We start from the raw sequence: 23,596 nt of genomic DNA, 5'->3' as shown, positions 1-23,596 counted from the left end.
ACCCAAGTCTTAGCCGAGGCTGATCTGAACTTCCACACCGGCCGCAAGATCAAGCTTCATAAGCGCATCAACGGTTTTTTCCGTTGGCTGGACAATGTCCAGAACACGCTTGTGAGTACGGATCTCATACTGGTCGCGCGCGTCTTTGTTGACGTGCGGAGAAACCAGAACGGTGAACCGCTCTTTACGAGTCGGCAGTGGAATCGGACCACGCACCTGTGCACCAGTACGTTTCGCGGTTTCCACGATTTCCTGGGTTGATTGGTCGATCAGGCGATGGTCAAAAGCCTTCAACCTGATACGGATTTGCTGGTTTTGCATTGGATTCAGACTCCAGATTGCTGTTCCCACCGAGCGCAATACGCCCGTTAAAAGGAGGCGCAATTCTATAGACGACCTAACAAGGTGTCAACCCAATAAAAAAGCCCCCGCAGTGCGGGGGCTCTTTTTGGGACTCAACGCTTAAGCGATGATTTTGGCTACGACGCCAGCACCGACGGTACGACCGCCTTCACGGATTGCGAAACGCAGACCATCTTCCATTGCGATTGGCTTGATCAGGGTAACGGAAACTTTAACGTTATCACCTGGCATAACCATTTCTACGCCTTCCGGCAGTTCGCAGCTACCAGTTACGTCGGTAGTACGGAAGTAGAACTGTGGACGGTAGCCTTTGAAGAACGGAGTGTGACGACCGCCTTCTTCCTTGCTCAGAACGTAGATTTCAGCTTCGAACTGAGTGTGCGGCTTGACGCTGCCTGGCTTGACCAGAACCTGGCCACGCTCAACGTCGTCACGCTTGGTGCCGCGCAGCAGCACGCCGCAGTTCTCGCCAGCACGACCTTCGTCGAGCAGTTTGCGGAACATTTCAACACCGGTGCAGGTGGTGACGGTAGTGTCACGCAGACCAACGATTTCCAGTGGATCCTGAACCTTGACGATACCGCGCTCAATACGACCAGTCACAACAGTACCGCGACCGGAGATCGAGAACACGTCTTCGATTGGCATCAGGAACGGCTTGTCGGTAACACGAACTGGTTCTGGAATGTACGAGTCCAGTGTTTCAACCAGTTTACGAACGGCAGTGGTGCCCATTTCGTTGTCGTCTTTACCTTCCAGAGCCATACGAGCAGAACCGATGATGATCGGAGTGTCGTCGCCTGGGAAGTCGTAAGTGCTCAGCAGATCGCGCACTTCCATCTCAACCAGTTCCAGCAGCTCAGCGTCGTCTACCAGGTCAGCCTTATTCAGGAAGACCACGATGTACGGAACGCCAACCTGACGGGACAGCAGGATGTGCTCACGGGTTTGTGGCATCGGACCATCAGCGGCCGAACAAACCAGAATCGCGCCGTCCATCTGGGCAGCACCAGTGATCATGTTCTTCACGTAGTCAGCGTGACCTGGGCAGTCAACGTGAGCGTAGTGACGGATCAACGATTTGTATTCGACGTGCGCGGTATTGATGGTAATACCACGAGCTTTTTCTTCCGGTGCGCTGTCGATCTTGTCGAATTCAACAGCAGCCGAACCGAAAACTTCGGAGCAGACGCGAGTCAGAGCAGCGGTCAGCGTGGTTTTACCGTGGTCAACGTGACCAATGGTGCCAACGTTGACGTGCGGGAGGGAACGATCAAATTTTTCTTTAGCCACGACAAATAACTCCTAGCCTAAAGGCGCTGAATCAGCCTTGTTTTTTGGTTACAGTTTCGACGATGTGCGACGGAGCTGTATTGTATTTTTTGAATTCCATAGAGTAGCTTGCGCGACCCTGAGACATGGAGCGAACGTCGGTCGCATAACCGAACATCTCACCCAACGGAACCTCGGCACGAATTACTTTGCCGGAAACCGTATCTTCCATACCCAGAATCATGCCGCGACGGCGGTTAAGGTCGCCCATCACGTCACCCATATAGTCTTCAGGCGTAACAACCTCTACCGCCATGATCGGCTCAAGCAGCTCACCACCGCCCTTCTGGGCCAGTTGCTTGGTCGCCATGGAAGCAGCCACCTTAAACGCCATCTCGTTCGAGTCGACGTCATGGTAGGAACCATCAAACACGGTAGCCTTCAGGCCGATCAGCGGATAACCGGCAACAACGCCGTTCTTCATCTGCTCTTCGATACCCTTCTGGATAGCCGGGATGTATTCCTTGGGAACAACACCACCTACCACTTCGTTTACGAATTGCAGACCTTCCTGACCTTCGTCAGCAGGTGCAAAACGGATCCAGCAGTGACCGAACTGGCCACGACCGCCGGATTGACGAACGAACTTGCCTTCGATTTCACAGTTCTTCGTGATGCGCTCACGATAGGAAACCTGAGGCTTGCCGATGTTGGCTTCGACGTTGAACTCACGGCGCATCCGGTCAACCAGGATGTCCAGGTGCAGCTCGCCCATGCCAGAGATGATCGTTTGACCAGTCTCTTCATCAGTCTTGACGCGGAAAGACGGGTCTTCCTGAGCAAGCTTGCCCAGTGCGATACCCATTTTTTCCTGGTCATCCTTGGTTTTAGGCTCAACGGCAACCGAAATAACCGGCTCCGGGAAGTCCATACGAACCAGGATGATTGGCTTGTCAGCGTTGCACAAGGTCTCACCAGTGGTGACGTCCTTCATGCCGATCAAGGCCGCGATGTCACCAGCGCGCACTTCCTTGATCTCTTCGCGGGCGTTTGCGTGCATCTGCACCATACGACCCACACGCTCTTTCTTGCCCTTGACCGAGTTGATCACGCCGTCGCCGGATGCCAACACGCCCGAGTAAACGCGGACGAAAGTCAAGGTACCCACGAATGGGTCGGTAGCGATCTTGAACGCCAGAGCCGAGAACGGCTCGTTGTCGTCTGCATGACGCTCCATCAGGATTTCTTCGTTATCAGGATCGGAACCCTTGATAGCTGGAATATCGATTGGAGCCGGCAGGTAGTCGATCACGGCGTCGAGAACCAGGGGAACACCCTTGTTCTTGAAGGAAGAACCGCAAACAGCAAGAACGATCTCACCAGCGATAGTACGCTGACGCAGAGCGGCCTTGATTTCCTCGTTGGTGAGTTCTTCACCCTCAAGGTACTTGTTCATCAGCTCTTCGCTGGCTTCGGCCGCAGCCTCGACCATGTTGCTGCGCCACTCGTCAGCCAGTTCCTGCAGTTCAGCAGGGATAGGCTCACGACGTGGAACCATACCCTTGTCGGCATCGTTCCAGTAAACAGCTTCCATGGACATCAGATCGATCTGACCCTGGAAGTTGTCTTCGGCACCAATGGCCAGCTGGATCGGCACCGGGGTGTGACCCAGACGCTGCTTGATCTGAGCGATTACGCGCAGAAAGTTCGCACCAGCACGGTCCATCTTGTTCACGTAAACGATACGTGGAACACCGTACTTGTTGGCTTGACGCCATACGGTTTCGGACTGCGGCTCTACGCCAGAAGTACCACAGAACACAACGACCGCGCCGTCGAGTACACGCAGGGAACGCTCAACTTCAATGGTGAAGTCAACGTGGCCCGGGGTGTCAATAACGTTGAAACGGTATTGATCTTTGTGTTGCTTCTCGGAACCCTGCCAGAAGGCAGTAATAGCAGCAGAAGTAATGGTAATACCACGCTCCTGCTCCTGAACCATCCAGTCCGTGGTCGCGGCGCCGTCATGCACCTCGCCCATTTTGTGGCTTTTGCCGGTGTAAAAAAGGACGCGCTCGGTGGTGGTGGTTTTACCAGCATCCACGTGAGCGACGATACCAATGTTACGGTAGCGGCCAATCGGAGTAGTACGAGCCATAAAGCCCTCGCAAAATTAGTGACGCTGAAATTAGAAGCGGTAGTGCGAGAAAGCCTTGTTGGCCTCAGCCATACGGTGCACGTCTTCACGCTTCTTGACCGCAGCACCTTTACCTTCGGCGGCGTCCAGCAGTTCGCCAGCCAAACGCAGCGCCATTGACTTCTCACCGCGCTTGCGCGCGAAGTCTACCAGCCAACGCATTGCCAGAGCATTACGACGGGACGGACGAACTTCGACAGGAACCTGGTAAGTAGCACCGCCTACACGGCGCGACTTTACTTCGACCAGCGGAGCGATGGCGTCGAGAGCTTTCTCGAAGATTTCCAGGGGGTCGCTGTTCTTACGTTCTTTAACCTTTTCCAGCGCGCCATAAACGATACGCTCGGCAACGGCTTTCTTGCCGCTTTCCATTACGTGGTTCATGAACTTGGCCAGAATCTGGCTGCCGTATTTTGGATCGTCAAGCACTTCGCGCTTGGCTGCTACGCGTCTTCTTGGCATGGATAAGCCCTCAAACGGTCTTCAGGTTAGCTCGGGACCACCATCCTGCAAGGGATGCGCCCGACCTTACTCTTATCGACTCAGAAAAATAGAAATCTGCAATTTCAAACAGAAGCCAAAAACTACTTAGGCTTCTTGGTACCGTATTTCGAGCGACCCTGGTTACGACCTTTAACGCCGGAAGTATCCAAAGAACCACGAACGGTGTGATAACGAACACCTGGCAAGTCTTTTACACGACCGCCACGGATCAGTACCACGCTGTGTTCTTGCAGGTTGTGACCTTCACCACCGATGTACGAGGAAACCTCGAAACCGTTGGTCAGGCGCACACGGCAGACTTTACGCAATGCCGAGTTAGGTTTTTTCGGCGTGGTGGTATACACACGAGTGCACACACCGCGACGTTGCGGGCAGTTCTGCAGCGCAGGTACGTCGGATTTCTCGACGATACGCTTACGCGGCTGACGTACCAGCTGGTTGATAGTTGCCATCTACTAGCTCCACTGTTGTCTTGCGACGCTATTGTCTTACAAGAAAAGCAAATGACAGGGCACAGGCCCCGCCAAATTTAGGGGTACAAGAGTCTAAAGAGGATCCCGCCCCCAGTCAAGACAAAGCCCCGACGTCCTCACCGGGCAAACAACACGAAAACGTGCTGTCTGCCAGATGAAAAATGCCGAGGCTCTGGTCTCAATTACCGCTGGAGTTCAACGCTTCCGTCAGAGCCGCTTCTACTTCGCTCGCGCTGACGCGGGTCGGTTTGTCCATTTCACGACGACGCTTGCGCTCGCTGTGATAAGCCAGACCGGTACCGGCCGGGATCAGACGACCCACGACCACGTTTTCCTTCAGGCCGCGCAGGTAATCGCGCTTGCCGGTCACAGCCGCTTCGGTCAGTACGCGGGTTGTCTCCTGGAAGGAGGCCGCGGAGATGAACGACTCGGTGGACAGCGATGCCTTGGTGATACCCAGCAACACGCGAGTGAACTTGGAAACAAACTTGTCTTCCGTGCTCAAACGCTCGTTTTCTACCAGTACGTGAGTCAATTCCATCTGGTCGCCCTTGATGAAACTGGAATCGCCAGACTCGGCAATCTCAACCTTACGCAGCATCTGACGCAGAATCGTCTCGATGTGCTTGTCGTTGATCTTCACGCCCTGCAGACGGTATACGTCCTGAATCTCGTTGACGATGTACTTGGCCAGCGCACTCACACCCAGCAGACGCAGGATGTCGTGTGGATCGCTCGGGCCGTCGGAGATAACTTCGCCGCGGTTCACTTGCTCGCCTTCGAAGACGTTCAGGTGACGCCACTTCGGAATCAGCTCCTCGTACGGATCGCTACCGTCGTTCGGGGTAATGACCAGACGGCGCTTGCCTTTGGTCTCCTTACCGAATGCGATGGTACCGCTGACTTCTGCAAGGATCGACGCCTCTTTCGGACGACGCGCTTCGAACAGGTCGGCAACACGCGGCAGACCACCGGTGATGTCACGAGTCTTCGAAGTTTCCTGCGGAATACGAGCGATAACATCACCGATCGCGATCTGCGCACCGTCAGCAACACCAACAAGGGCGTTGGCCGGCAGGAAGTACTGGGCCGGTACGTCAGTACCTGGCAGCAGCAGATCCTTGCCATCCAGACCGACCATCTTCACAGCAGGACGGATGTCCTTGCCGGCAGCCGGGCGGTCTTTGGCGTCGAGCACTTCAATGTTGGTCATACCGGTCAATTCGTCTGTCTGACGCTTGATAGTGATGCCTTCTTCCATGCCTACGTAGGTAACAGTACCTTTCATCTCGGTGACGATTGGGTGAGTGTGCGGATCCCACTTGGCCACGATAGAGCCAGCGTCGACCTTGTCGCCTTCCTTCACCGAAATCACTGCACCGTATGGCAGCTTGTAACGCTCACGCTCGCGACCGAAGTCATCTGCGATTGCCAGCTCACCGGAGCGGGATACCGCAACCAGGTGACCGTCAACACGCTCGACGTGCTTCAGGTTGTGCAGACGGACAGTACCGCCATTCTTCACCTGAACGCTGTCGGCTGCCGAGGTCCGGCTTGCCGCGCCACCGATGTGGAACGTACGCATTGTCAGCTGGGTACCCGGCTCACCGATCGACTGTGCAGCGATTACGCCGACAGCTTCACCGATGTTGACCTGGTGACCGCGTGCCAGGTCGCGACCGTAGCACTTGGCGCAGATGCCGTAGCGGGTTTCACAGCTGATTGGCGAACGCACGATGACTTCGTCGATGCTGTTCAGCTCGATGAACTCGACCCACTTCTCGTCTACCAGCGTGCCAGCAGGCACGATGACCTCTTCTGTGCCCGGCTTGAACACGTCACGGGCAATGACTCGACCCAGTACGCGCTCACCCAGCGGCTCTACAACGTCACCGCCTTCAATGTGCGGAGTCATCAGCAGACCGTGCTCGGTACCGCAATCAACCTCGGTAACCACCAGATCCTGCGCGACGTCTACCAGACGACGTGTCAGATAACCGGAGTTAGCGGTTTTCAACGCGGTATCCGCAAGACCCTTACGAGCACCGTGAGTAGAGATGAAGTACTGAAGTACGCTCAAACCTTCACGGAAGTTCGCAGTGATCGGCGTTTCGATGATGGAGCCGTCAGGCTTGGCCATCAGACCACGCATACCGGCCAGCTGACGAATCTGGGCAGCAGAACCACGCGCCCCGGAGTCAGCCATCATGTACATCGAGTTGAAGGATTCCTGATCAACTTCGACGCCGTGACGGTCGATAACGCGCTCTTTGGACAGGTTCGACATCATCGCTTTCGAGACTTCGTCGTTCGCTTTGGACCAAAGGTCGATTACCTTGTTGTACTTCTCGCCCTGGGTTACCAGGCCGGAGGCGTACTGACTTTCGATCTCTTTAACTTCTTCGGTGGCCGCGTCGATGATGCGAGCTTTTTCATCAGGGATAACGAAGTCGTTAACGCCAATGGAAACACCCGAAATGGTCGAGTAGGCAAAACCGGTGTACATCAACTGGTCAGCGAAGATAACGGTCTCTTTCAGGCCAACCACGCGATAGCACTGGTTGATCAGCTTGGAGATCGCCTTCTTCTTCATCGGCTGGTTGACGACGTCGTATGACAGGCCGGCCGGAACCACCTGGAACAGCAGCGCACGGCCGACAGTGGTGTCGACGATACGGGTGTTCTTGACGCTGCCACCATCACGGTCGTTGACCGTTTCGTGGATACGAACCTTGACCTTGGCGTGCAGGGCCGCTTCGCCGGCGCGGAATACGCGGTCGACTTCCTGCAGATCCGCAAATACACGACCTTCGCCCTTGGCGTTGATCGCTTCGCGAGTCATGTAGTACAGACCCAGTACAACGTCCTGCGAAGGAACGATGATTGGCTCACCGTTGGCTGGCGACAGAATGTTGTTGGTCGACATCATCAGCGCGCGCGCTTCGAGCTGAGCTTCCAGCGTCAGAGGCACGTGAACGGCCATCTGGTCACCGTCGAAGTCGGCGTTGTACGCAGCACAGACCAGCGGGTGCAGCTGAATAGCTTTACCTTCGATCAGTACCGGTTCAAACGCCTGGATGCCCAGACGGTGAAGCGTCGGCGCACGGTTCAGAAGCACCGGGTGTTCGCGAATCACTTCAGCGAGAACGTCCCAGACCTCTGGCAGCTCGCGCTCGACCATCTTCTTGGCAGCTTTGATGGTCGTAGCCAGGCCACGCATTTCCAGCTTGCCAAAAATGAACGGTTTGAACAGCTCGAGAGCCATCTTCTTCGGCAGACCGCACTGGTGCAGACGCAGGGTCGGACCTACGGTAATTACCGAACGGCCCGAGTAGTCAACACGCTTACCGAGCAAGTTCTGACGGAAACGACCCTGCTTACCCTTGATCATGTCAGCCAGGGATTTCAGAGGACGCTTGTTCGAACCAGTGATCGCACGACCGCGACGGCCGTTGTCGAGCAGTGCATCGACCGCTTCCTGCAGCATGCGTTTTTCGTTACGCACGATGATATCGGGAGCGGACAGATCCAGCAGGCGCTTCAGACGGTTGTTACGGTTGATCACTCGACGATACAGATCGTTGAGGTCGGACGTCGCGAAACGGCCACCGTCAAGCGGAACCAGAGGACGCAGATCTGGCGGCAGAACCGGCAGAACGGTCAGCACCATCCACTCAGGAAGGTTGCCGGAACCCTGGAAGGCTTCCATCAATTTCAGACGCTTGGACAGCTTCTTGATTTTGGTCTCGGAATTGGTTTGCGGAATTTCTTCGCGCAGGCGGCCAATTTCGTGTTCCAGATCAATAGCGTGCAGCAGCTCGCGAACAGCCTCGGCACCCATGCGGGCATCGAAGTCGTCACCGAACTCTTCGAGGGCTTCGAAGTACTGCTCGTCGTTCAGCAGCTGACCTTTTTCAAGGGTGGTCATGCCTGGATCGATAACGACATAGCTCTCGAAGTAGAGAACACGTTCGATATCACGCAGGGTCATGTCCATCAGCAAACCGATACGGGACGGCAGCGATTTCAGGAACCAGATGTGGGCAACCGGCGAAGCCAGCTCGATGTGAGCCATGCGCTCGCGACGAACCTTGGCCAGTGCTACTTCAACACCGCACTTTTCGCAGATGACACCACGGTGCTTCAGGCGCTTGTACTTACCGCACAGGCACTCGTAATCTTTTACCGGGCCAAAGATCTTGGCGCAGAACAGACCGTCACGCTCAGGCTTGAACGTACGGTAGTTGATGGTTTCCGGCTTTTTAACTTCACCGAACGACCAAGAGCGGATCATCTCAGGCGATGCAAGTCCGATACGGATTGCGTCGAACTCTTCGACTTGACCCTGGTTTTTCAGCAAATTCAGTAGGTCTTTCAAGGCTTTTCCTCCTGGCGGAGCAGGGAGCAGGCAGTACCGCCCTGCCCCCGATTCGCGTCACGTGTTATTCGGTTTCCAGATCGATATCGATACCGAGCGAACGGATTTCTTTGATCAACACGTTGAAAGACTCGGGCATGCCCGGCTCCATACGGTGATCGCCGTCCACGATGTTTTTGTACATCTTGGTACGACCGTTCACATCGTCCGACTTCACTGTGAGCATTTCCTGCAGAGTGTACGCCGCGCCGTATGCTTCCAGCGCCCACACTTCCATCTCCCCGAAACGCTGACCACCGAACTGTGCCTTACCACCCAGCGGCTGCTGGGTAACCAGGCTGTACGAACCAGTGGAACGCGCGTGCATCTTGTCGTCCACCAAGTGGTTCAGCTTCAGCATGTACATGTAGCCAACCGTTACAGCACGTTCAAACTTGTTGCCGGTACGACCGTCGAACAGCTGCATCTGGCCGCTTTCCGGCATATCTGCCAGCTTGAGCATTGCCTTGATTTCGCTTTCCTTGGCACCGTCGAAAACCGGGGTAGCCATCGGTACGCCGTTACGCAGGTTCTTCGCGAGGTCCAGAATCTCGTTGTCGGTGAGGTCTTCCAGAGACTCCTGACGACCGCCGATTTCGTTATAGATCTCGTTGAGGAACTTGCGCAGCTCAGCAACTTTACGCTGCTCTTCGAGCATGCGGTTGATCTTCTCGCCCAGACCTTTGGCCGCGAGGCCCAGGTGGGTTTCGAGAATCTGACCAACGTTCATACGCGAAGGTACGCCCAGCGGGTTGAGGACGATATCGACCGGCGTGCCATTGGCATCGTGCGGCATGTCTTCAACCGGCATGATCACAGAGACCACACCCTTGTTACCGTGACGACCGGCCATCTTGTCGCCCGGCTGGATGCGGCGACGGATTGCCAGGTAGACCTTGACGATTTTCAGAACGCCTGGAGCCAGGTCATCGCCCTGCTGCAGTTTGCGTTTCTTGTCTTCGAACTTGTCATCCAGAAGACGGCGACGATCAACGATGTAGGCCTGAGCCTTTTCGAGCTGCTCGTTGAGAGCATCTTCAGCCATGCGCAGCTTGAACCACTGACCATGCTCAAGACCATCGAGCACTTCGTTGGTGATTTCCTGGCCCTTTTTGAGGCCAGCGCCGCCTTCAGCTACACGACCCACCAGCGCAGAGCGCAGACGTTCGAAAGTAGCGCCTTCGACAATACGGAACTCTTCGTTCAGATCCTTGCGGATCTCGTCGAGTTGCGATTTCTCGATGGACAGGGCACGCGCATCACGCTCGACACCATCACGGGTGAAGACCTGAACGTCAATGACAGTACCTTTGGTACCGGTTGGTACACGCAGGGAGGTATCTTTAACGTCGCTGGCCTTCTCGCCGAAGATCGCGCGCAACAGTTTTTCTTCCGGAGTCAGCTGGGTCTCGCCTTTCGGAGTGACCTTACCGACCAGGATGTCGCCGGCGCCGACTTCGGCACCTACATAAACGATACCCGCTTCGTCCAGCTTGTTCAGAGCAGCTTCACCCACGTTAGGGATGTCAGCTGTGATTTCCTCTGGCCCAAGCTTGGTGTCACGCGCCACACAGGTCAGTTCCTGAATGTGGATCGTGGTGAAGCGGTCTTCCTGAACGACACGCTCAGAAAGACAGATGGAGTCTTCGAAGTTGAAACCGTTCCAGGCCATGAACGCGATGCGCATGTTCTGACCCAGCGCCAGTTCACCCATATCGGTGGACGGGCCGTCAGCCATGATGTCGCTACGCTGAACACGGTCACCCTTGCTGACCAGCGGACGCTGGTTGATGCAGGTGTTCTGGTTCGAACGGGTGTATTTGGTCAGGTTGTAGATGTCTACACCCGCCTCACCTGTTTCAACTTCATCATCGGCAACGCGAACAACGATACGGCTGGCGTCAACCGAGTCGATCACACCACCACGACGAGCCACGACGCAAACGCCGGAGTCGCGAGCAACGTTGCGCTCCATGCCAGTACCTACCAGCGGCTTGTCGGCACGCAGAGTAGGAACAGCCTGACGCTGCATGTTCGAACCCATCAACGCACGGTTGGCGTCATCGTGCTCGAGGAACGGAATCAGCGATGCGGCTACCGAGACAACCTGCTTGGGCGAAACGTCCATCAGGGTGACATCGGCTGGCGCCTTGACGGTGAATTCGTTCAAGTGACGCACAGCAACCAGCTCGTCGATCAGCTCTTGCTTGTCGTTCATTGCGGCCGAAGCCTGGGCAATGACGTGGTCCGCTTCTTCGATCGCCGAAAGGAAGACGATCTCTTCGGTGACCAGACCTTCCTTGACCACACGGTACGGGCTCTCGAGGAATCCGTACTGGTTGGTGCGGGCATAGGCCGCCAGGGAGTTGATCAGACCGATATTCGGACCTTCAGGCGTCTCGATCGGGCACACACGGCCGTAGTGAGTCGGGTGAACGTCTCGAACTTCAAAGCCGGCGCGCTCACGCGTCAGACCGCCAGGGCCGAGTGCGGAAACACGACGCTTGTGCGTGATCTCGGACAGCGGGTTGTTCTGGTCCATGAACTGGGAAAGCTGGCTGGAACCGAAGAACTCTTTGACCGCCGCCGCAACAGGTTTGGCGTTGATCAGGTCCTGAGGCATCAGGCCTTCGCTTTCTGCCATCGACAGACGTTCTTTAACAGCGCGCTCGACACGGACCAGACCTACACGGAACTGGTTCTCGGCCATCTCGCCGACGCAACGAACGCGACGGTTACCGAGGTGGTCGATGTCATCGACGATGCCTTTGCCGTTGCGGATATCAACGAGGGTCTTGAGGACCGCTACGATGTCTTCCTTGCACAGCACGCCCGAGCCTTCGATTTCGGTACGACCGATACGACGGTTGAACTTCATACGGCCTACAGCAGACAGGTCGTAGCGCTCAGGGCTGAAGAACAGGTTGTTGAACAGTGTTTCAGCAGCATCCTTGGTTGGCGGCTCGCCAGGACGCATCATGCGATAGATCTCGACCAGCGCTTCCAGTTGGTTGCTGGTGGAGTCGATCTTCAGTGTGTCGGAGACGAACGGACCGCAATCGATGTCGTTGGTGTACAACGTTTCGATACGAACAACCTGAGCCTTGGCGATCTTGGCCAGGATTTCGGTGTTCAGCTCGGTGTTGCACTCGGCAATGATCTCACCGGTTGCCGGATGCACGATGACCTTGGCTGTAGTACGACCCAGGACGTAGTCCAGAGGCACTTCCAGCTCTTTGATCCCGGCCTTTTCCAGCTGGTTGATGTGACGGGCAGTGATACGACGACCCTGCTCGACAATGACCTTGCCCTTGTCGTCCAGGATATCCAGAACGGCAATTTCACCACGCAGGCGCTGAGGCACCAGCTCCAGGCTCAGGTTTTCACCGCGCACATGGAATACGTTGGTGGTGTAGAAAGCATCAAGCACTTGCTCGGTGGTGTAACCCAGAGCGCGCAGAAGTACGGACGCAGGCAGCTTGCGACGACGGTCGATACGGACGAATACGCAGTCTTTCGGATCGAACTCGAAGTCCAGCCACGAACCGCGGTAAGGAATGATACGAGCGGAGTACAGCAGCTTGCCGGAGCTGTGCGTCTTGCCACGGTCGTGGTCGAAGAATACGCCAGGCGAACGGTGAAGCTGAGACACGATAACGCGCTCGGTGCCATTGATTACAAAGGTACCGTTCTCAGTCATCAGGGGGATTTCACCCATGTAGACTTCTTGCTCTTTGATGTCCTTGATCGCTTTGTTCGACGATTCTTTGTCGAAAATGATCAGACGGACCTTGACTCGCAGAGGTACTGCGTAAGTCACACCGCGCAGCACGCATTCCTTGACATCAAATGCCGGTTCGCCCAAGCGATAACCTACATACTCCAGCGCAGCATTGCCGGAGTAGCTGATGATCGGGAAAACGGATTTGAAGGCTGCATGCAGACCGACGTCGCGGAACTGATCTTTGGTCGCTCCCGCCTGCAGGAATTCGCGATACGAATCCAGCTGGATGGCCAAGAGATACGGCACATCCATTACGTCCGGCAACTTGCTAAAGTCCTTGCGGATACGTTTTTTCTCAGTATATGAGTAAGCCATCAGCGTTCCCCAGCTTGGTCACCTGCTTGTTTGGCTCCCTCCCGACGGAAGCAGCCAGAAAATCTTGCAAACCCCTTGGTTTGCGCCACCGCCATCGGTGGATGCCACACGTTACAGACGTTGACAGCGCCAATCGTCTATAACGGAAAAAGGCCGGTGGCAAAAGCCACCAGCCATCAGCCTTTCGCTAAACGCGTGGGCTGGACACTCAAAATCGATGCTTATTTCAGCTCGACTTTAGCGCCTGCTTCTTCCAGGGTAGCTTTTGCTTTGTCAGCTGCGTCTTTCGACACTGCTTCCAGAACCTGGGCAGGAGCGCCGTCAACTACAGCCTTGGCTTCTTTCAGGCCCAGACCGGTCAGTTCACGAACTGCCTTGATCACGTTTACTTTCTTCTCGCCAGCTTCCAGCAGCATGACGTTGAATTCAGTTTGTTCTTCAACAACAGCAGCTGCAGCAGCTGGACCAGCAGAGCCGGCAGCAGCAGTAACGCCGAACTTCTCTTCGAAAGCCTTGATCAGTTCTACAACCTGCAGAACGGACATTTCAGCTACGGCGTTAAGGATATCGTCTTGAGAGATGGACATGACTCAATTTCCTGAATTGGGGGACGGCCTACGCGACCATCAAAATAAACAAAAATACGCGAAAAGATCTGACTCAGCCTTAGGCTGCAGCTGCTTCTTTTTGGTCGCGAACAGCCGCCAGAGTACGAGCCAACTTGCTGGTAGCGCCTTGAATCACGCTCATCAGCTGAGAAATTGCTTCGTTACGGGTCGGCAGGCTTGCCAGTACATCGATCTGATTAGCTGCGAGGAACTTGCCCTCGAACGCAGCTGCCTTGATCTCGAACTTGTCCTGACCTTTAGCGAATTCCTTGAACAAACGGGCAGCAGCGCCAGGATGTTCGTTGGAGAACGCGATCAAGGTCGGGCCAGTGAACACGTCGTTGAGGACACTGAATTCAGTGTCAGCAACAGCGCGCTTGAGCAGGGTGTTACGTACAACACGTACGTAAACGCCAGCTTCACGAGCCTCTTTACGGAGTCCGGTCATTGCGCCAACCGTCACGCCACGGGCATCAGCCACGACAGCGGACAGACCAGCTTTGGCAGCCTCGTTGACTTCAGCGACGATGGCCTTCTTGTCTTCGAGTTTAATTGCCACGGGTTTAACTCCTGCTTGTTACCGTTTCATCCGACCGAAGCCAGATGTCGTTTTGGTGTCTGATTCGGTAAGGAACCGGGAGCACCATCTGCGTAGGCTTGTGGTTTAAGACTTGCGTCGCCTACGGTCTTGGATAGCCCCCGCCAGGCAGGGACCCCAATCTTTCAAACGGTACGGCAATCGATCACCGTACCATTTTGTCTTACGCTTCCAACGAACCCTGGTCGATGACCAGGCCTGGGCCCATAGTGGTGCTCAGGGTGATGCGCTTGACGTAAATACCTTTCGAAGAAGCAGGCTTGATACGCTTCAGATCAGCGATCAGGGCTTCAACGTTTTCCTTCAGCTTGACAGCGTCGAAACCGACCTTGCCAACGGAAGTGTGGATGATGCCGTTTTTGTCGGTGCGATAACGAACCTGACCAGCCTTGGCGTTCTTGACGGCGGTAGCGACGTCAGGAGTAACGGTGCCGACTTTCGGGTTAGGCATCAGACCGCGAGGACCGAGAACCTGACCCAGCTGACCCACAACGCGCATTGCGTCAGGGGAAGCGATAACGACGTCGTAGTTCAGATCGCCAGCTTTCATTTCAGCGGCCAGATCGTCCATACCAACACGGTCAGCGCCGGCAGCCAGAGCAGCTTCAGCAGCAGGGCCCTGGGTGAACACTGCAACGCGTACAGTTTTACCGGTGCCGTGCGGCAGTACGGTAGCGCTACGTACGACCTGGTCGGATTTACGAGGATCAACACCCAGGTTGACAGCGACGTCGATCGACTCGCTGAACTTGACAGTCGACAGCTCGGTGAGCAACGCAGCGGCGTCTACAAAATTGTAAGACTTGCCAGCTTCGATTTTCTCGGCGATTGCCTTTTGACGCTTGGTCAGCTTAGCCATTACACACCCTCCACGTTAAGGCCCATGCTACGAGCGGAACCGGCGATGGTACGCACGGCCGCTTCCATGTCAGCTGCAGTCAGATCCGCATTTTTTGCTTTAGCGATATCTTCCAGCTGAGCACGAGTCACGGTGCCAACTTTAACGGTGTTCGGGCGAGCCGAGCCGCTGGTCAAGCCTGCAGCTTTCTTCAGCAGAACCGATGCAGGAGTACTTTTTGTTTCGAAAGTGAAGCTACGGTCGCTGTATACAGTGATGATCACTGGAGTCGGCAAGCCTGGCTCAATACCCTGAGTACGGGCGTTGAACGCTTTGCAGAATTCCATGATGTTCACACCGTGCTGACCCAGAGCAGGACCAACTGGCGGGCTTGGGTTAGCCTGAGCGGCTTTCACTTGCAGCTTGATGTATGCGGTTATCTTCTTGGCCATGAGGCACTCCAATTACGGGTTCAAGCGCCAACAAAGGCTCCCCGGTTACTTACGCGTATATCCCAGTGACGAAAAAACCCCACAGCCTTGGGCTGCGGGGTATGGGATTCCAGCTCAGTTATGCCTTTTCGACCTGACTGAACTCCAGCTCTACCGGAGTAGAGCGTCCGAAAATGAGCACCGCCACTTGAATCCGGCTCTTTTCGTAGTTAACTTCTTCGACCGTGCCATTGAAATCGGCGAACGGACCGTCGGTGACGCGAACAACCTCACCTGGTTCGAACAGCGTTTTCGGCTTCGGCTTGTCGCTACCGTCAGCGACGCGACGCAGAATCGCTTCTGCCTCTTTATCAGTGATGGGAGCTGGCTTATCAGCGGTACCGCCGATGAAGCCCATGACACGCGGGGTGTCCTTGACCAAGTGCCAAGTACCCTCATTCATGTCCATCTGAACAAGCACATAACCAGGGAAGAACTTGCGCTCGCTTTTGCGCTTCTGGCCATTACGCATTTCAACCACTTCTTCAGTGGGAACCAGAATTTCGCCGAAGCCATCTTCCATGCCTGCCAGCTTCACACGCTCGACCAACGAGCGCATGACATGCTTCTCGTAACCCGAGTAAGCATGCACTACGTACCAACGCTTAGCCACGGGACACCCTTAGCCAACTATCAAGGAAACAAGCCAGCCGAGCAGGGAATCAAGCCCCCACAACAGCAACGCCATAACCAGCACAACAGCCACAACGATCAACGTGGTTTGAGTGGTTTCTTGGCGAGTAGGCCATACGACTTTACGGATCTCGGCACGGGCTTCTTTCGCCAAAACGAAGAAGGCCTTACCTTTGCCTGTCTGCAGCGCTACAAACGCAGCAGCTGCAGCAATCACAAGGAGAGCGAGAACGCGATACAGGATCGGCTCAGCAGAATAATACTGATTGCCGACAACACCCACGACAACCAAAACGACTACCAGGAGCCACTTCAGCATATCAAAGCGAGAGTCTGATGCTTCAGCCTTGGGATTCATCTACGGAGATCCTGTGAAAAGAAAGCCAGATTACATCTAGGGAATCTGGCAGGTCAGGAGGGAATCGAACCCCCAACCTACGGTTTTGGAGACCGTCGCTCTGCCAATTGAGCTACTGACCTAAAAGCAAAATCAGGCCGACCATTATGCGGACCTGACGAGAGTTTTTCAACACCTTATTCGAAGAGCACCTAACAGGCAGCACACCACGAACAAGGTTTAGACGGCGCACGCAGCGCGGAACCGCCTAAAACAAAGGCAGATATTTTCATATCTGCCTTTATCAATGGAGCTCTTGAGCGGATTTGAACCGCTGACCTCACCCTTACCAAGGGTGTGCTCTACCAACTGAGCTACAAGAGCAAAACACTATGCATGAACCACAAGCCTGGAGCGGGTAGCGGGAATCGAACCCGCATCATCAGCTTGGAAGGCTGAGGTTCTACCACTAAACTATACCCGCACAACTTGCAGCTCGCGCTAAATCTGGTGGAGGGGGAAGGATTCGAACCTTCGAAGTCGTAGACGTCAGATTTACAGTCTGATCCCTTTGGCCGCTCGGGAACCCCTCCTAAGCGAGGCAGCATTTTCAACTCATGCTACCCTTCTGTCAACCTTTTTCTCAGTAAAAACCTGAGGTTACATGCGTTGACTACTACCACTCCGTTCGTGAGACTTTCACCTCACTGCGAAGCGGGCGCCATTCTATGTAAACTAATCAGCAGTTGCAATGCCCTCGCACGACATTATTTGATTTTTTAATTGCGGGAAATCCTGACCCAGCTGACTGATCAAGCCAGCTTCGACAAGGCGTCGACTTTCCGGGGCGATTTTCAGCCAGTAGGCGGTCGCCCCGCTCGTTTGCAAGGGCTGAAATTGAGACTGGATATCCAGACTGTTCAATCGCTGCTCTACCAGGCGCGCATCCTCTTGCCTGGCAAAGCCACCGACGTACAGACATTGGGCGTCACGATCGTGGGACACCCGCCCGGCATCCGATTCGCTGAGCAGACGAATATCCTGCTGAGAAGCACGGTGCAACGACAAGGGCATGACCTCTTTGGCCCTGAGCGGAGCCTCCTGCTGATGCCAGATGTAATAAAAGGCATTAAGCATCAACAGCAGAAGAAATAACCAACGCATAGAGACCTCAGCGCAAAGGGCAGGCGAGAGCCAACCCCACGAAGACCAGATCAGGAACGATACGAGCTCCCGGCAGCACATCCGCAACCAAGACAGCGTCCCCGCCAGTCACAAAAATAGCAAAGTCCTCACCCCAATACCCACGAGCTATCTCGACCTGAGTCACTGCGAACCCCCGAAGCATCAGCGAGCAACCACGCTCTACGGCTTCTGCGGTTGCACGCCCGGGAACGAGACGAACCAAAGCCCTTTCCGCCTCTGTATCGTCATATCTGATGCGACGGGTATGGGTGCGCAACTGATTGCGCATCAAGGGCATCCCTGGACAGATGAAACCACCAAGATGCGCGCCGTCGGCGTCGACGAAATCAGATGTCACTGCGGTGCCCAGATCAATCACCAGGCATGCACGCTTGACAAGGTGGTACGCACCCACGAAAGCCAGCCAGCGATCCAGGCCGAGGCGCTCGAAATCGTCATAGCCGTTAATCACTCCTCCCAGCTCACGGGCAGGCACTGCGCAGACAGGGGCAACGGAGAACGCGTCAGCCAGCACAGAAACCAGACGCGCCGTTTCTTCGGCACTTCGGACACTTACCAGACGGCAGTCGCTGAACGTTGTGTCCGGCAGATTACGCAGGTGCTCCAACAAGGCTGCGTCAGAGTCAACGACACCAACACTGACCACTGCTGCATCGCTTTTAGTGGTAATACGCCACTTGATGAAGCTGTTGCCACAATCGAGCTCAAGAATCATCTCGCAACCTCAGGCTCAGCTCTCCACCACTAAAGCTTTTTTCCACACCATTGACTTCCAACCGCAGCGCTCCAAGCGAGTCGACCCCTAACACCACTCCCTCCACGACACCTACTCCCGAGAGCAACTTGACTGCAGCCCCCTGCCACAAATGCCCGCGCTCCCACTCCTTCTGAAATGCCGCAAAGCCTTCCTTGCGATGAACCGTCATGAGAGCCTCAAGCTGTGTGCTTATACGAGCAGCGACCTGATTGCGGTCAACAAGGCCGCCTGTTTCGAGTCTGACCGACGTCCACAGCTGATCGACCTCGCTGGTGGAGCGCATGTTTACGTTCACCCCTATTCCGATGATCACATGACACACGTCCGCCGGATCGCCAATCAGTTCGAGCAAAATGCCGGCGATCTTCTGCCTGCCAACGAGCACGTCGTTTGGCCATTTAAGGCCTGCGCCCTGCACGCCCATATCACGCAGCACATTCATTACCGCGAGCCCCACCAGCAAGCTGAGGCCTTCCAGCTGACGCATCCCGCCATCGATGCGCAGGACCAGGCTGTAATACAGGTTTTCAGCAAATGGACTTACCCACTTTCGACCACGCCGCCCTCTTCCGGAGGTCTGCTGCTCGGCCACCACCAGTACAGGCATGGCAACGCCTTGAGTGATCAGACGTGCGGCCTCAGCGTTGGTCGAGTCGATGGAATCGTAAGTGCGTATAGACCAGTTGGCAGGAAAGCCTGACTGCTCGATACCGGCAGGACTTAGAAGAGAAATAGGCGCTGCGAGTCTGTAACCACGACCACGCACCTTGTGGACATCTATGCCCAGGTCCGCCTCAAGCTGCTGAAGCTGCTTCCAGACAGCACTGCGACTTATGCCGAGGGCATCGCCCAATACCTGCCCAGAATGAAACGCACCATCGGCAAGAAGCTTTAACAAGGTCAGCATTTGGAATCGCCTGGCAATAAGGCACGCATCATAGCCACGCAGAAGCATGATGCATAGAAACGAAAACGTGTTTTCACGCTGGTTTTTTTGCAGGCACCAGACAAACAAAAACCCTCAACGCGTAAGCGATGAGGGTTTCTGGAATTTAATCTTGACGATGACCTACTCTCACATGGGGAAACCCCACACTACCATCGGCGATACATCGTTTCACTACTGAGTTCGGGATGGGATCAGGTGGTTCCAATGCTCTATGGTCGTCAAGAAATTCGGGTACCGAATCGTGCCCTGCGGCGCGCTTCAGCAAATCGGGTATGTGATAGCAAGCTGTTTCAGGTGTCGTTCGTGACGCAAACTTTCGGTTCCTGTCATCTTCACAGTCACCGCAATCTGGTCATTCGACGCAAATTGCTTGGGTGTTATATGGTCAAGCCTCACGGGCAATTAGTATTGGTTAGCTCAACGCCTCACAGCGCTTACACACCCAACCTATCAACGTCGTAGTCTTCGACGGCCCTTTAGGGAACTCAAGGTTCCAGTGAGATCTCATCTTGAGGCAAGTTTCCCGCTTAGATGCTTTCAGCGGTTATCTTTTCCGAACATAGCTACCCGGCAATGCCACTGGCGTGACAACCGGAACACCAGAGGTTCGTCCACTCCGGTCCTCTCGTACTAGGAGCAGCCCCTCTCAAATCTCAAACGTCCACGGCAGATAGGGACCGAACTGTCTCACGACGTTCTAAACCCAGCTCGCGTACCACTTTAAATGGCGAACAGCCATACCCTTGGGACCGGCTTCAGCCCCAGGATGTGATGAGCCGACATCGAGGTGCCAAACACCGCCGTCGATATGAACTCTTGGGCGGTATCAGCCTGTTATCCCCGGAGTACCTTTTATCCGTTGAGCGATGGCCCTTCCATACAGAACCACCGGATCACTAAGACCTACTTTCGTACCTGCTCGACGTGTCTGTCTCGCAGTCAAGCGCGCTTTTGCCTTTATACTCTACGACCGATTTCCGACCGGTCTGAGCGCACCTTCGTACTCCTCCGTTACTCTTTAGGAGGAGACCGCCCCAGTCAAACTACCCACCATACACTGTCCTCGATCCGGATAACGGACCTGAGTTAGAACCTCAAAGTTGCCAGGGTGGTATTTCAAGGTTGGCTCCACGCAGACTGGCGTCCACGCTTCAAAGCCTCCCACCTATCCTACACAAGCAAATTCAAAGTCCAGTGCAAAGCTATAGTAAAGGTTCACGGGGTCTTTCCGTCTAGCCGCGGATACACTGCATCTTCACAGCGATTTCAATTTCACTGAGTCTCGGGTGGAGACAGCGCCGCCATCGTTACGCCATTCGTGCAGGTCGGAACTTACCCGACAAGGAATTTCGCTACCTTAGGACCGTTATAGTTACGGCCGCCGTTTACCGGGGCTTCGATCAAGAGCTTCGCTTGCGCTAACCCCATCAATTAACCTTCCGGCACCGGGCAGGCGTCACACCCTATACGTCCACTTTCGTGTTTGCAGAGTGCTGTGTTTTTAATAAACAGTCGCAGCGGCCTGGTATCTTCGACCGGCAGGGGCTTACGCAGTAAATGCTTCACCTCCACCGGCGCACCTTCTCCCGAAGTTACGGTGCCATTTTGCCTAGTTCCTTCACCCGAGTTCTCTCAAGCGCCTTGGTATTCTCTACCCAACCACCTGTGTCGGTTTGGGGTACGGTTCCTGGTTACCTGAAGCTTAGAAGCTTTTCTTGGAAGCATGGCATCAACCACTTCGTGTTCTAAAAGAACACTCGTCATCAGCTCTCGGCCTTAAGATCCCGGATTTACCTAAGATCTCAGCCTACCACCTTAAACCTGGACTACCAACGCCAGGCTGGCCTAGCCTTCTCCGTCCCTCCATCGCAATAACCAGAAGTACAGGAATATTAACCTGTTTTCCATCGACTACGCTTTTCAGCCTCGCCTTAGGGACCGACTAACCCTGCGTCGATTAACGTTGCGCAGGAAACCTTGGTCTTTCGGCGTGGGTGTTTTTCACACCCATTGTCGTTACTCATGTCAGCATTCGCACTTCTGATACCTCCAGCAAGCTTCTCAACTCACCTTCACAGGCTTACAGAACGCTCCTCTACCGCATCATCAAAAGATGATACCCGTAGCTTCGGTGCATGGTTTGAGCCCCGTTACATCTTCCGCGCAGGCCGACTCGACTAGTGAGCTATTACGCTTTCTTTAAAGGGTGGCTGCTTCTAAGCCAACCTCCTAGCTGTCTAAGCCTTCCCACATCGTTTCCCACTTAACCATGACTTTGGGACCTTAGCTGACGGTCTGGGTTGTTTCCCTTTTCACGACGGACGTTAGCACCCGCCGTGTGTCTCCCATGCTCGGCACTTGTAGGTATTCGGAGTTTGCATCGGTTTGGTAAGTCGGGATGACCCCCTAGCCGAAACAGTGCTCTACCCCCTACAGTGATACATGAGGCGCTACCTAAATAGCTTTCGAGGAGAACCAGCTATCTCCGAGCTTGATTAGCCTTTCACTCCGATCCACAGGTCATCCGCTAACTTTTCAACGGTAGTCGGTTCGGTCCTCCAGTTAGTGTTACCCAACCTTCAACCTGCCCATGGATAGATCGCCCGGTTTCGGGTCTATTCCCAGCGACTAGACGCCCTATTAAGACTCGCTTTCGCTACGCCTCCCCTATTCGGTTAAGCTCGCCACTGAAAATAAGTCGCTGACCCATTATACAAAAGGTACGCAGTCACCCAACAAAGTGGGCTCCCACTGCTTGTACGCATACGGTTTCAGGATCTATTTCACTCCGCTCTCCGCGGTTCTTTTCGCCTTTCCCTCACGGTACTGGTTCACTATCGGTCAGTCAGTAGTATTTAGCCTTGGAGGATGGTCCCCCCATATTCAGACAAGGTTTCTCGTGCCCCGTCCTACTCGATTTCATTGCAAAGGGATTTTCGCGTACAGGGCTATCACCCACTATGGCCGTCCTTTCCAGAACGTTCCGCTAATCTCAATACAACTTAAGGGCTGGTCCCCGTTCGCTCGCCACTACTAAGGGAATCTCGGTTGATTTCTTTTCCTCAGGGTACTTAGATGTTTCAGTTCCCCTGGTTCGCCTCTTGCACCTATGTATTCAGTACAAGATAACCATCTTATGATGGCTGGGTTCCCCCATTCAGACATCTCCGGATCACAGTCTGTTTGCCGACTCCCCGAAGCTTTTCGCAGGCTACCACGTCTTTCATCGCCTCTGACTGCCAAGGCATCCACCGTATGCGCTTCTTCACTTGACCATATAACCCCAAGCAATCTGGTTATACTGTGAAGACGACATTCGCCGAAAGTTTGCATTTCACAAACTTTACCTTAGCCCGGACACGCACCAGTGAAAGAGGTGCCCGGTCTATATTTCTTTCTATCACATACCCAAATTTTTAAAGAACGATCTAATCAAAGACTAGAAATCAACATTCAGGCACCCCTTGTCTTGCAGGGTGGAATGCTCATTTCTAAGCTTTCAAACAGAAGCAGTAAGTGGTGGAGCCAAGCGGGATCGAACCGCTGACCTCCTGCGTGCAAGGCAGGCGCTCTCCCAGCTGAGCTATGGCCCCGTATTTCTACATACCGTGGAGGCGTCTCTCTGACCAGCTATCTCACCAGTAAACTGGTGGGTCTGGGCAGATTCGAACTGCCGACCTCACCCTTATCAGGGGTGCGCTCTAACCAACTGAGCTACAGACCCGAACTCGGGCGCTGCTTCTAATCGTCTTCTTCAATGAATCAAGCAATTCGTGTGGGTGCTTATGGTGCAGCTGAGTCGTCGATTAAGGAGGTGATCCAGCCGCAGGTTCCCCTACGGCTACCTTGTTACG

Annotated in this window: 16 protein-coding genes, 6 tRNA genes and 3 rRNA genes (1 of these 25 only partly in view); all 25 read right to left on the bottom strand. The window is 54.7% G+C overall.

Translation table 11 applies throughout. The features are described from left to right. Positions 1-9: 9 nt before the first annotated feature. Positions 10-321 (bottom strand): 30S ribosomal protein S10, encoded by a 312-nt coding sequence (gene rpsJ / locus JOE29_RS02250; protein ID WP_002555491.1) that lies wholly within the window; start codon positions 319-321, stop codon positions 10-12. A 141-nt stretch (positions 322-462) separates the two neighbouring features. Further along, on the bottom strand, positions 463-1,656 hold the full coding sequence (gene tuf / locus JOE29_RS02245) for an elongation factor Tu (protein WP_003344210.1): 1,194 nt from the start codon (positions 1,654-1,656) through the stop codon (positions 463-465). Positions 1,657-1,687: 31 nt separating this feature from the next. Beyond that, on the bottom strand, positions 1,688-3,793 hold the full coding sequence (fusA, locus tag JOE29_RS02240; RefSeq protein ID WP_003317109.1) for an elongation factor G: 2,106 nt from the start codon (positions 3,791-3,793) through the stop codon (positions 1,688-1,690). 30 nt (positions 3,794-3,823) lie between these two features. Next, positions 3,824-4,294: a 30S ribosomal protein S7 gene (rpsG, locus tag JOE29_RS02235; RefSeq protein ID WP_002555493.1), complete on the bottom strand. Its 471-nt coding sequence runs from the start codon at positions 4,292-4,294 to the stop codon at positions 3,824-3,826. A gap of 122 nt (positions 4,295-4,416) precedes the next feature. Further along, on the bottom strand, positions 4,417-4,788 hold the full coding sequence (gene rpsL / locus JOE29_RS02230; protein WP_002555494.1) for a 30S ribosomal protein S12: 372 nt from the start codon (positions 4,786-4,788) through the stop codon (positions 4,417-4,419). 199 nt (positions 4,789-4,987) lie between these two features. Next, a complete protein-coding gene (gene rpoC, locus JOE29_RS02225) occupies positions 4,988-9,187 on the bottom strand; it encodes a DNA-directed RNA polymerase subunit beta' (RefSeq protein WP_003391781.1) in 4,200 nt (1,399 codons plus the stop codon). 64 nt (positions 9,188-9,251) lie between these two features. After that, positions 9,252-13,325, bottom strand: coding sequence for a DNA-directed RNA polymerase subunit beta (rpoB, locus tag JOE29_RS02220; RefSeq protein WP_003317110.1), 4,074 nt, complete (start codon positions 13,323-13,325; stop codon positions 9,252-9,254). A 221-nt stretch (positions 13,326-13,546) separates the two neighbouring features. Beyond that, the gene (rplL, locus tag JOE29_RS02215; RefSeq protein ID WP_003317111.1) at positions 13,547-13,912 is read right to left on the bottom strand and encodes a 50S ribosomal protein L7/L12; all 366 of its coding nucleotides are present in this window, start codon (positions 13,910-13,912) and stop codon (positions 13,547-13,549) included. Positions 13,913-13,991: 79 nt separating this feature from the next. Beyond that, a complete protein-coding gene (gene rplJ / locus JOE29_RS02210; RefSeq protein WP_002555498.1) occupies positions 13,992-14,492 on the bottom strand; it encodes a 50S ribosomal protein L10 in 501 nt (166 codons plus the stop codon). A gap of 202 nt (positions 14,493-14,694) precedes the next feature. Continuing rightward, positions 14,695-15,390 carry a 50S ribosomal protein L1 gene (gene rplA, locus JOE29_RS02205; protein ID WP_003317112.1) on the bottom strand — a complete coding sequence of 232 codons (696 nt, stop codon included), beginning with the start codon at positions 15,388-15,390 and terminating at the stop codon, positions 14,695-14,697. Then, the gene (gene rplK / locus JOE29_RS02200) at positions 15,390-15,821 is read right to left on the bottom strand and encodes a 50S ribosomal protein L11 (RefSeq protein WP_002555500.1); all 432 of its coding nucleotides are present in this window, start codon (positions 15,819-15,821) and stop codon (positions 15,390-15,392) included. Before rplK ends, rplA begins: the two co-directional genes overlap by 1 nt. A 118-nt stretch (positions 15,822-15,939) precedes the next feature. Beyond that, the gene (gene nusG, locus JOE29_RS02195; protein ID WP_003317113.1) at positions 15,940-16,473 is read right to left on the bottom strand and encodes a transcription termination/antitermination protein NusG; all 534 of its coding nucleotides are present in this window, start codon (positions 16,471-16,473) and stop codon (positions 15,940-15,942) included. Between the two features lie 9 nt (positions 16,474-16,482). Further along, positions 16,483-16,851 carry a preprotein translocase subunit SecE gene (gene secE, locus JOE29_RS02190; RefSeq protein ID WP_002555502.1) on the bottom strand — a complete coding sequence of 123 codons (369 nt, stop codon included), beginning with the start codon at positions 16,849-16,851 and terminating at the stop codon, positions 16,483-16,485. Positions 16,852-16,897: 46 nt separating this feature from the next. Beyond that, a tRNA-Trp gene (locus JOE29_RS02185) sits at positions 16,898-16,973 on the bottom strand. 165 nt (positions 16,974-17,138) lie between these two features. Next, a tRNA-Thr gene (locus tag JOE29_RS02180) sits at positions 17,139-17,214 on the bottom strand. Positions 17,215-17,240: 26 nt separating this feature from the next. Beyond that, positions 17,241-17,314 (bottom strand) — tRNA-Gly (locus JOE29_RS02175). Positions 17,315-17,338: 24 nt separating this feature from the next. Continuing rightward, positions 17,339-17,423 (bottom strand) — tRNA-Tyr (locus tag JOE29_RS02170). Between the two features lie 142 nt (positions 17,424-17,565). After that, a complete protein-coding gene (locus tag JOE29_RS02165) occupies positions 17,566-17,994 on the bottom strand; it encodes a hypothetical protein (protein WP_003391762.1) in 429 nt (142 codons plus the stop codon). A 7-nt stretch (positions 17,995-18,001) separates the two neighbouring features. After that, a complete protein-coding gene (locus tag JOE29_RS02160; protein WP_016569111.1) occupies positions 18,002-18,751 on the bottom strand; it encodes a pantothenate kinase in 750 nt (249 codons plus the stop codon). Then, positions 18,741-19,700 (bottom strand): bifunctional biotin--[acetyl-CoA-carboxylase] ligase/biotin operon repressor BirA, encoded by a 960-nt coding sequence (birA, locus tag JOE29_RS02155; protein WP_074955888.1) that lies wholly within the window; start codon positions 19,698-19,700, stop codon positions 18,741-18,743. The genes JOE29_RS02160 and birA overlap by 11 nt, the downstream gene beginning before the upstream one ends. 149 nt (positions 19,701-19,849) lie before the next feature. Beyond that, positions 19,850-19,965, bottom strand: a 5S ribosomal RNA gene (gene rrf, locus JOE29_RS02150). 158 nt (positions 19,966-20,123) lie between these two features. Further along, positions 20,124-23,017: ribosomal RNA gene (locus JOE29_RS02145) — 23S ribosomal RNA — on the bottom strand. 242 nt (positions 23,018-23,259) lie between these two features. Continuing rightward, a tRNA-Ala gene (locus JOE29_RS02140) sits at positions 23,260-23,335 on the bottom strand. A 54-nt stretch (positions 23,336-23,389) separates the two neighbouring features. Continuing rightward, positions 23,390-23,466 (bottom strand) — tRNA-Ile (locus tag JOE29_RS02135). An 83-nt stretch (positions 23,467-23,549) separates the two neighbouring features. Continuing rightward, a 16S ribosomal RNA gene (locus JOE29_RS02130) occupies positions 23,550-23,596 on the bottom strand; it runs 1,492 nt beyond the window's last position. Together the 16S, 23S and 5S rRNA genes with 2 tRNA genes alongside form the textbook arrangement of a ribosomal RNA operon.

Source organism: Pseudomonas sp. PvP009 (assembly GCF_017832995.1).
Taxonomy (GTDB): Bacteria; Pseudomonadota; Gammaproteobacteria; order Pseudomonadales; family Pseudomonadaceae; genus Aquipseudomonas; species Aquipseudomonas syringae.
This window is presented reverse-complemented; position numbering and strand designations above follow the sequence as displayed.

Coding starts and splice junctions, on each gene's coding strand:
- rpsL (WP_002555494.1), bottom strand. CDS start 4,788: ATGGCAACTATCAACCAGCTGGTACGTCAGCCGCGTAAGCGTATCGTC.
- JOE29_RS02160 (WP_016569111.1), bottom strand. CDS start 18,751: ATGATTCTTGAGCTCGATTGTGGCAACAGCTTCATCAAGTGGCGTATT.
- rplK (WP_002555500.1), bottom strand. CDS start 15,821: ATGGCCAAGAAGATAACCGCATACATCAAGCTGCAAGTGAAAGCCGCT.
- fusA (WP_003317109.1), bottom strand. CDS start 3,793: ATGGCTCGTACTACTCCGATTGGCCGCTACCGTAACATTGGTATCGTC.
- rpoB (WP_003317110.1), bottom strand. CDS start 13,325: ATGGCTTACTCATATACTGAGAAAAAACGTATCCGCAAGGACTTTAGC.
- rplL (WP_003317111.1), bottom strand. CDS start 13,912: ATGTCCATCTCTCAAGACGATATCCTTAACGCCGTAGCTGAAATGTCC.
- rplA (WP_003317112.1), bottom strand. CDS start 15,390: ATGGCTAAGCTGACCAAGCGTCAAAAGGCAATCGCCGAGAAAATCGAA.
- rpsG (WP_002555493.1), bottom strand. CDS start 4,294: ATGCCAAGAAGACGCGTAGCAGCCAAGCGCGAAGTGCTTGACGATCCA.
- JOE29_RS02165 (WP_003391762.1), bottom strand. CDS start 17,994: ATGCGTTGGTTATTTCTTCTGCTGTTGATGCTTAATGCCTTTTATTAC.
- birA (WP_074955888.1), bottom strand. CDS start 19,700: ATGCTGACCTTGTTAAAGCTTCTTGCCGATGGTGCGTTTCATTCTGGG.
- rpsJ (WP_002555491.1), bottom strand. CDS start 321: ATGCAAAACCAGCAAATCCGTATCAGGTTGAAGGCTTTTGACCATCGC.
- secE (WP_002555502.1), bottom strand. CDS start 16,851: ATGAATCCCAAGGCTGAAGCATCAGACTCTCGCTTTGATATGCTGAAG.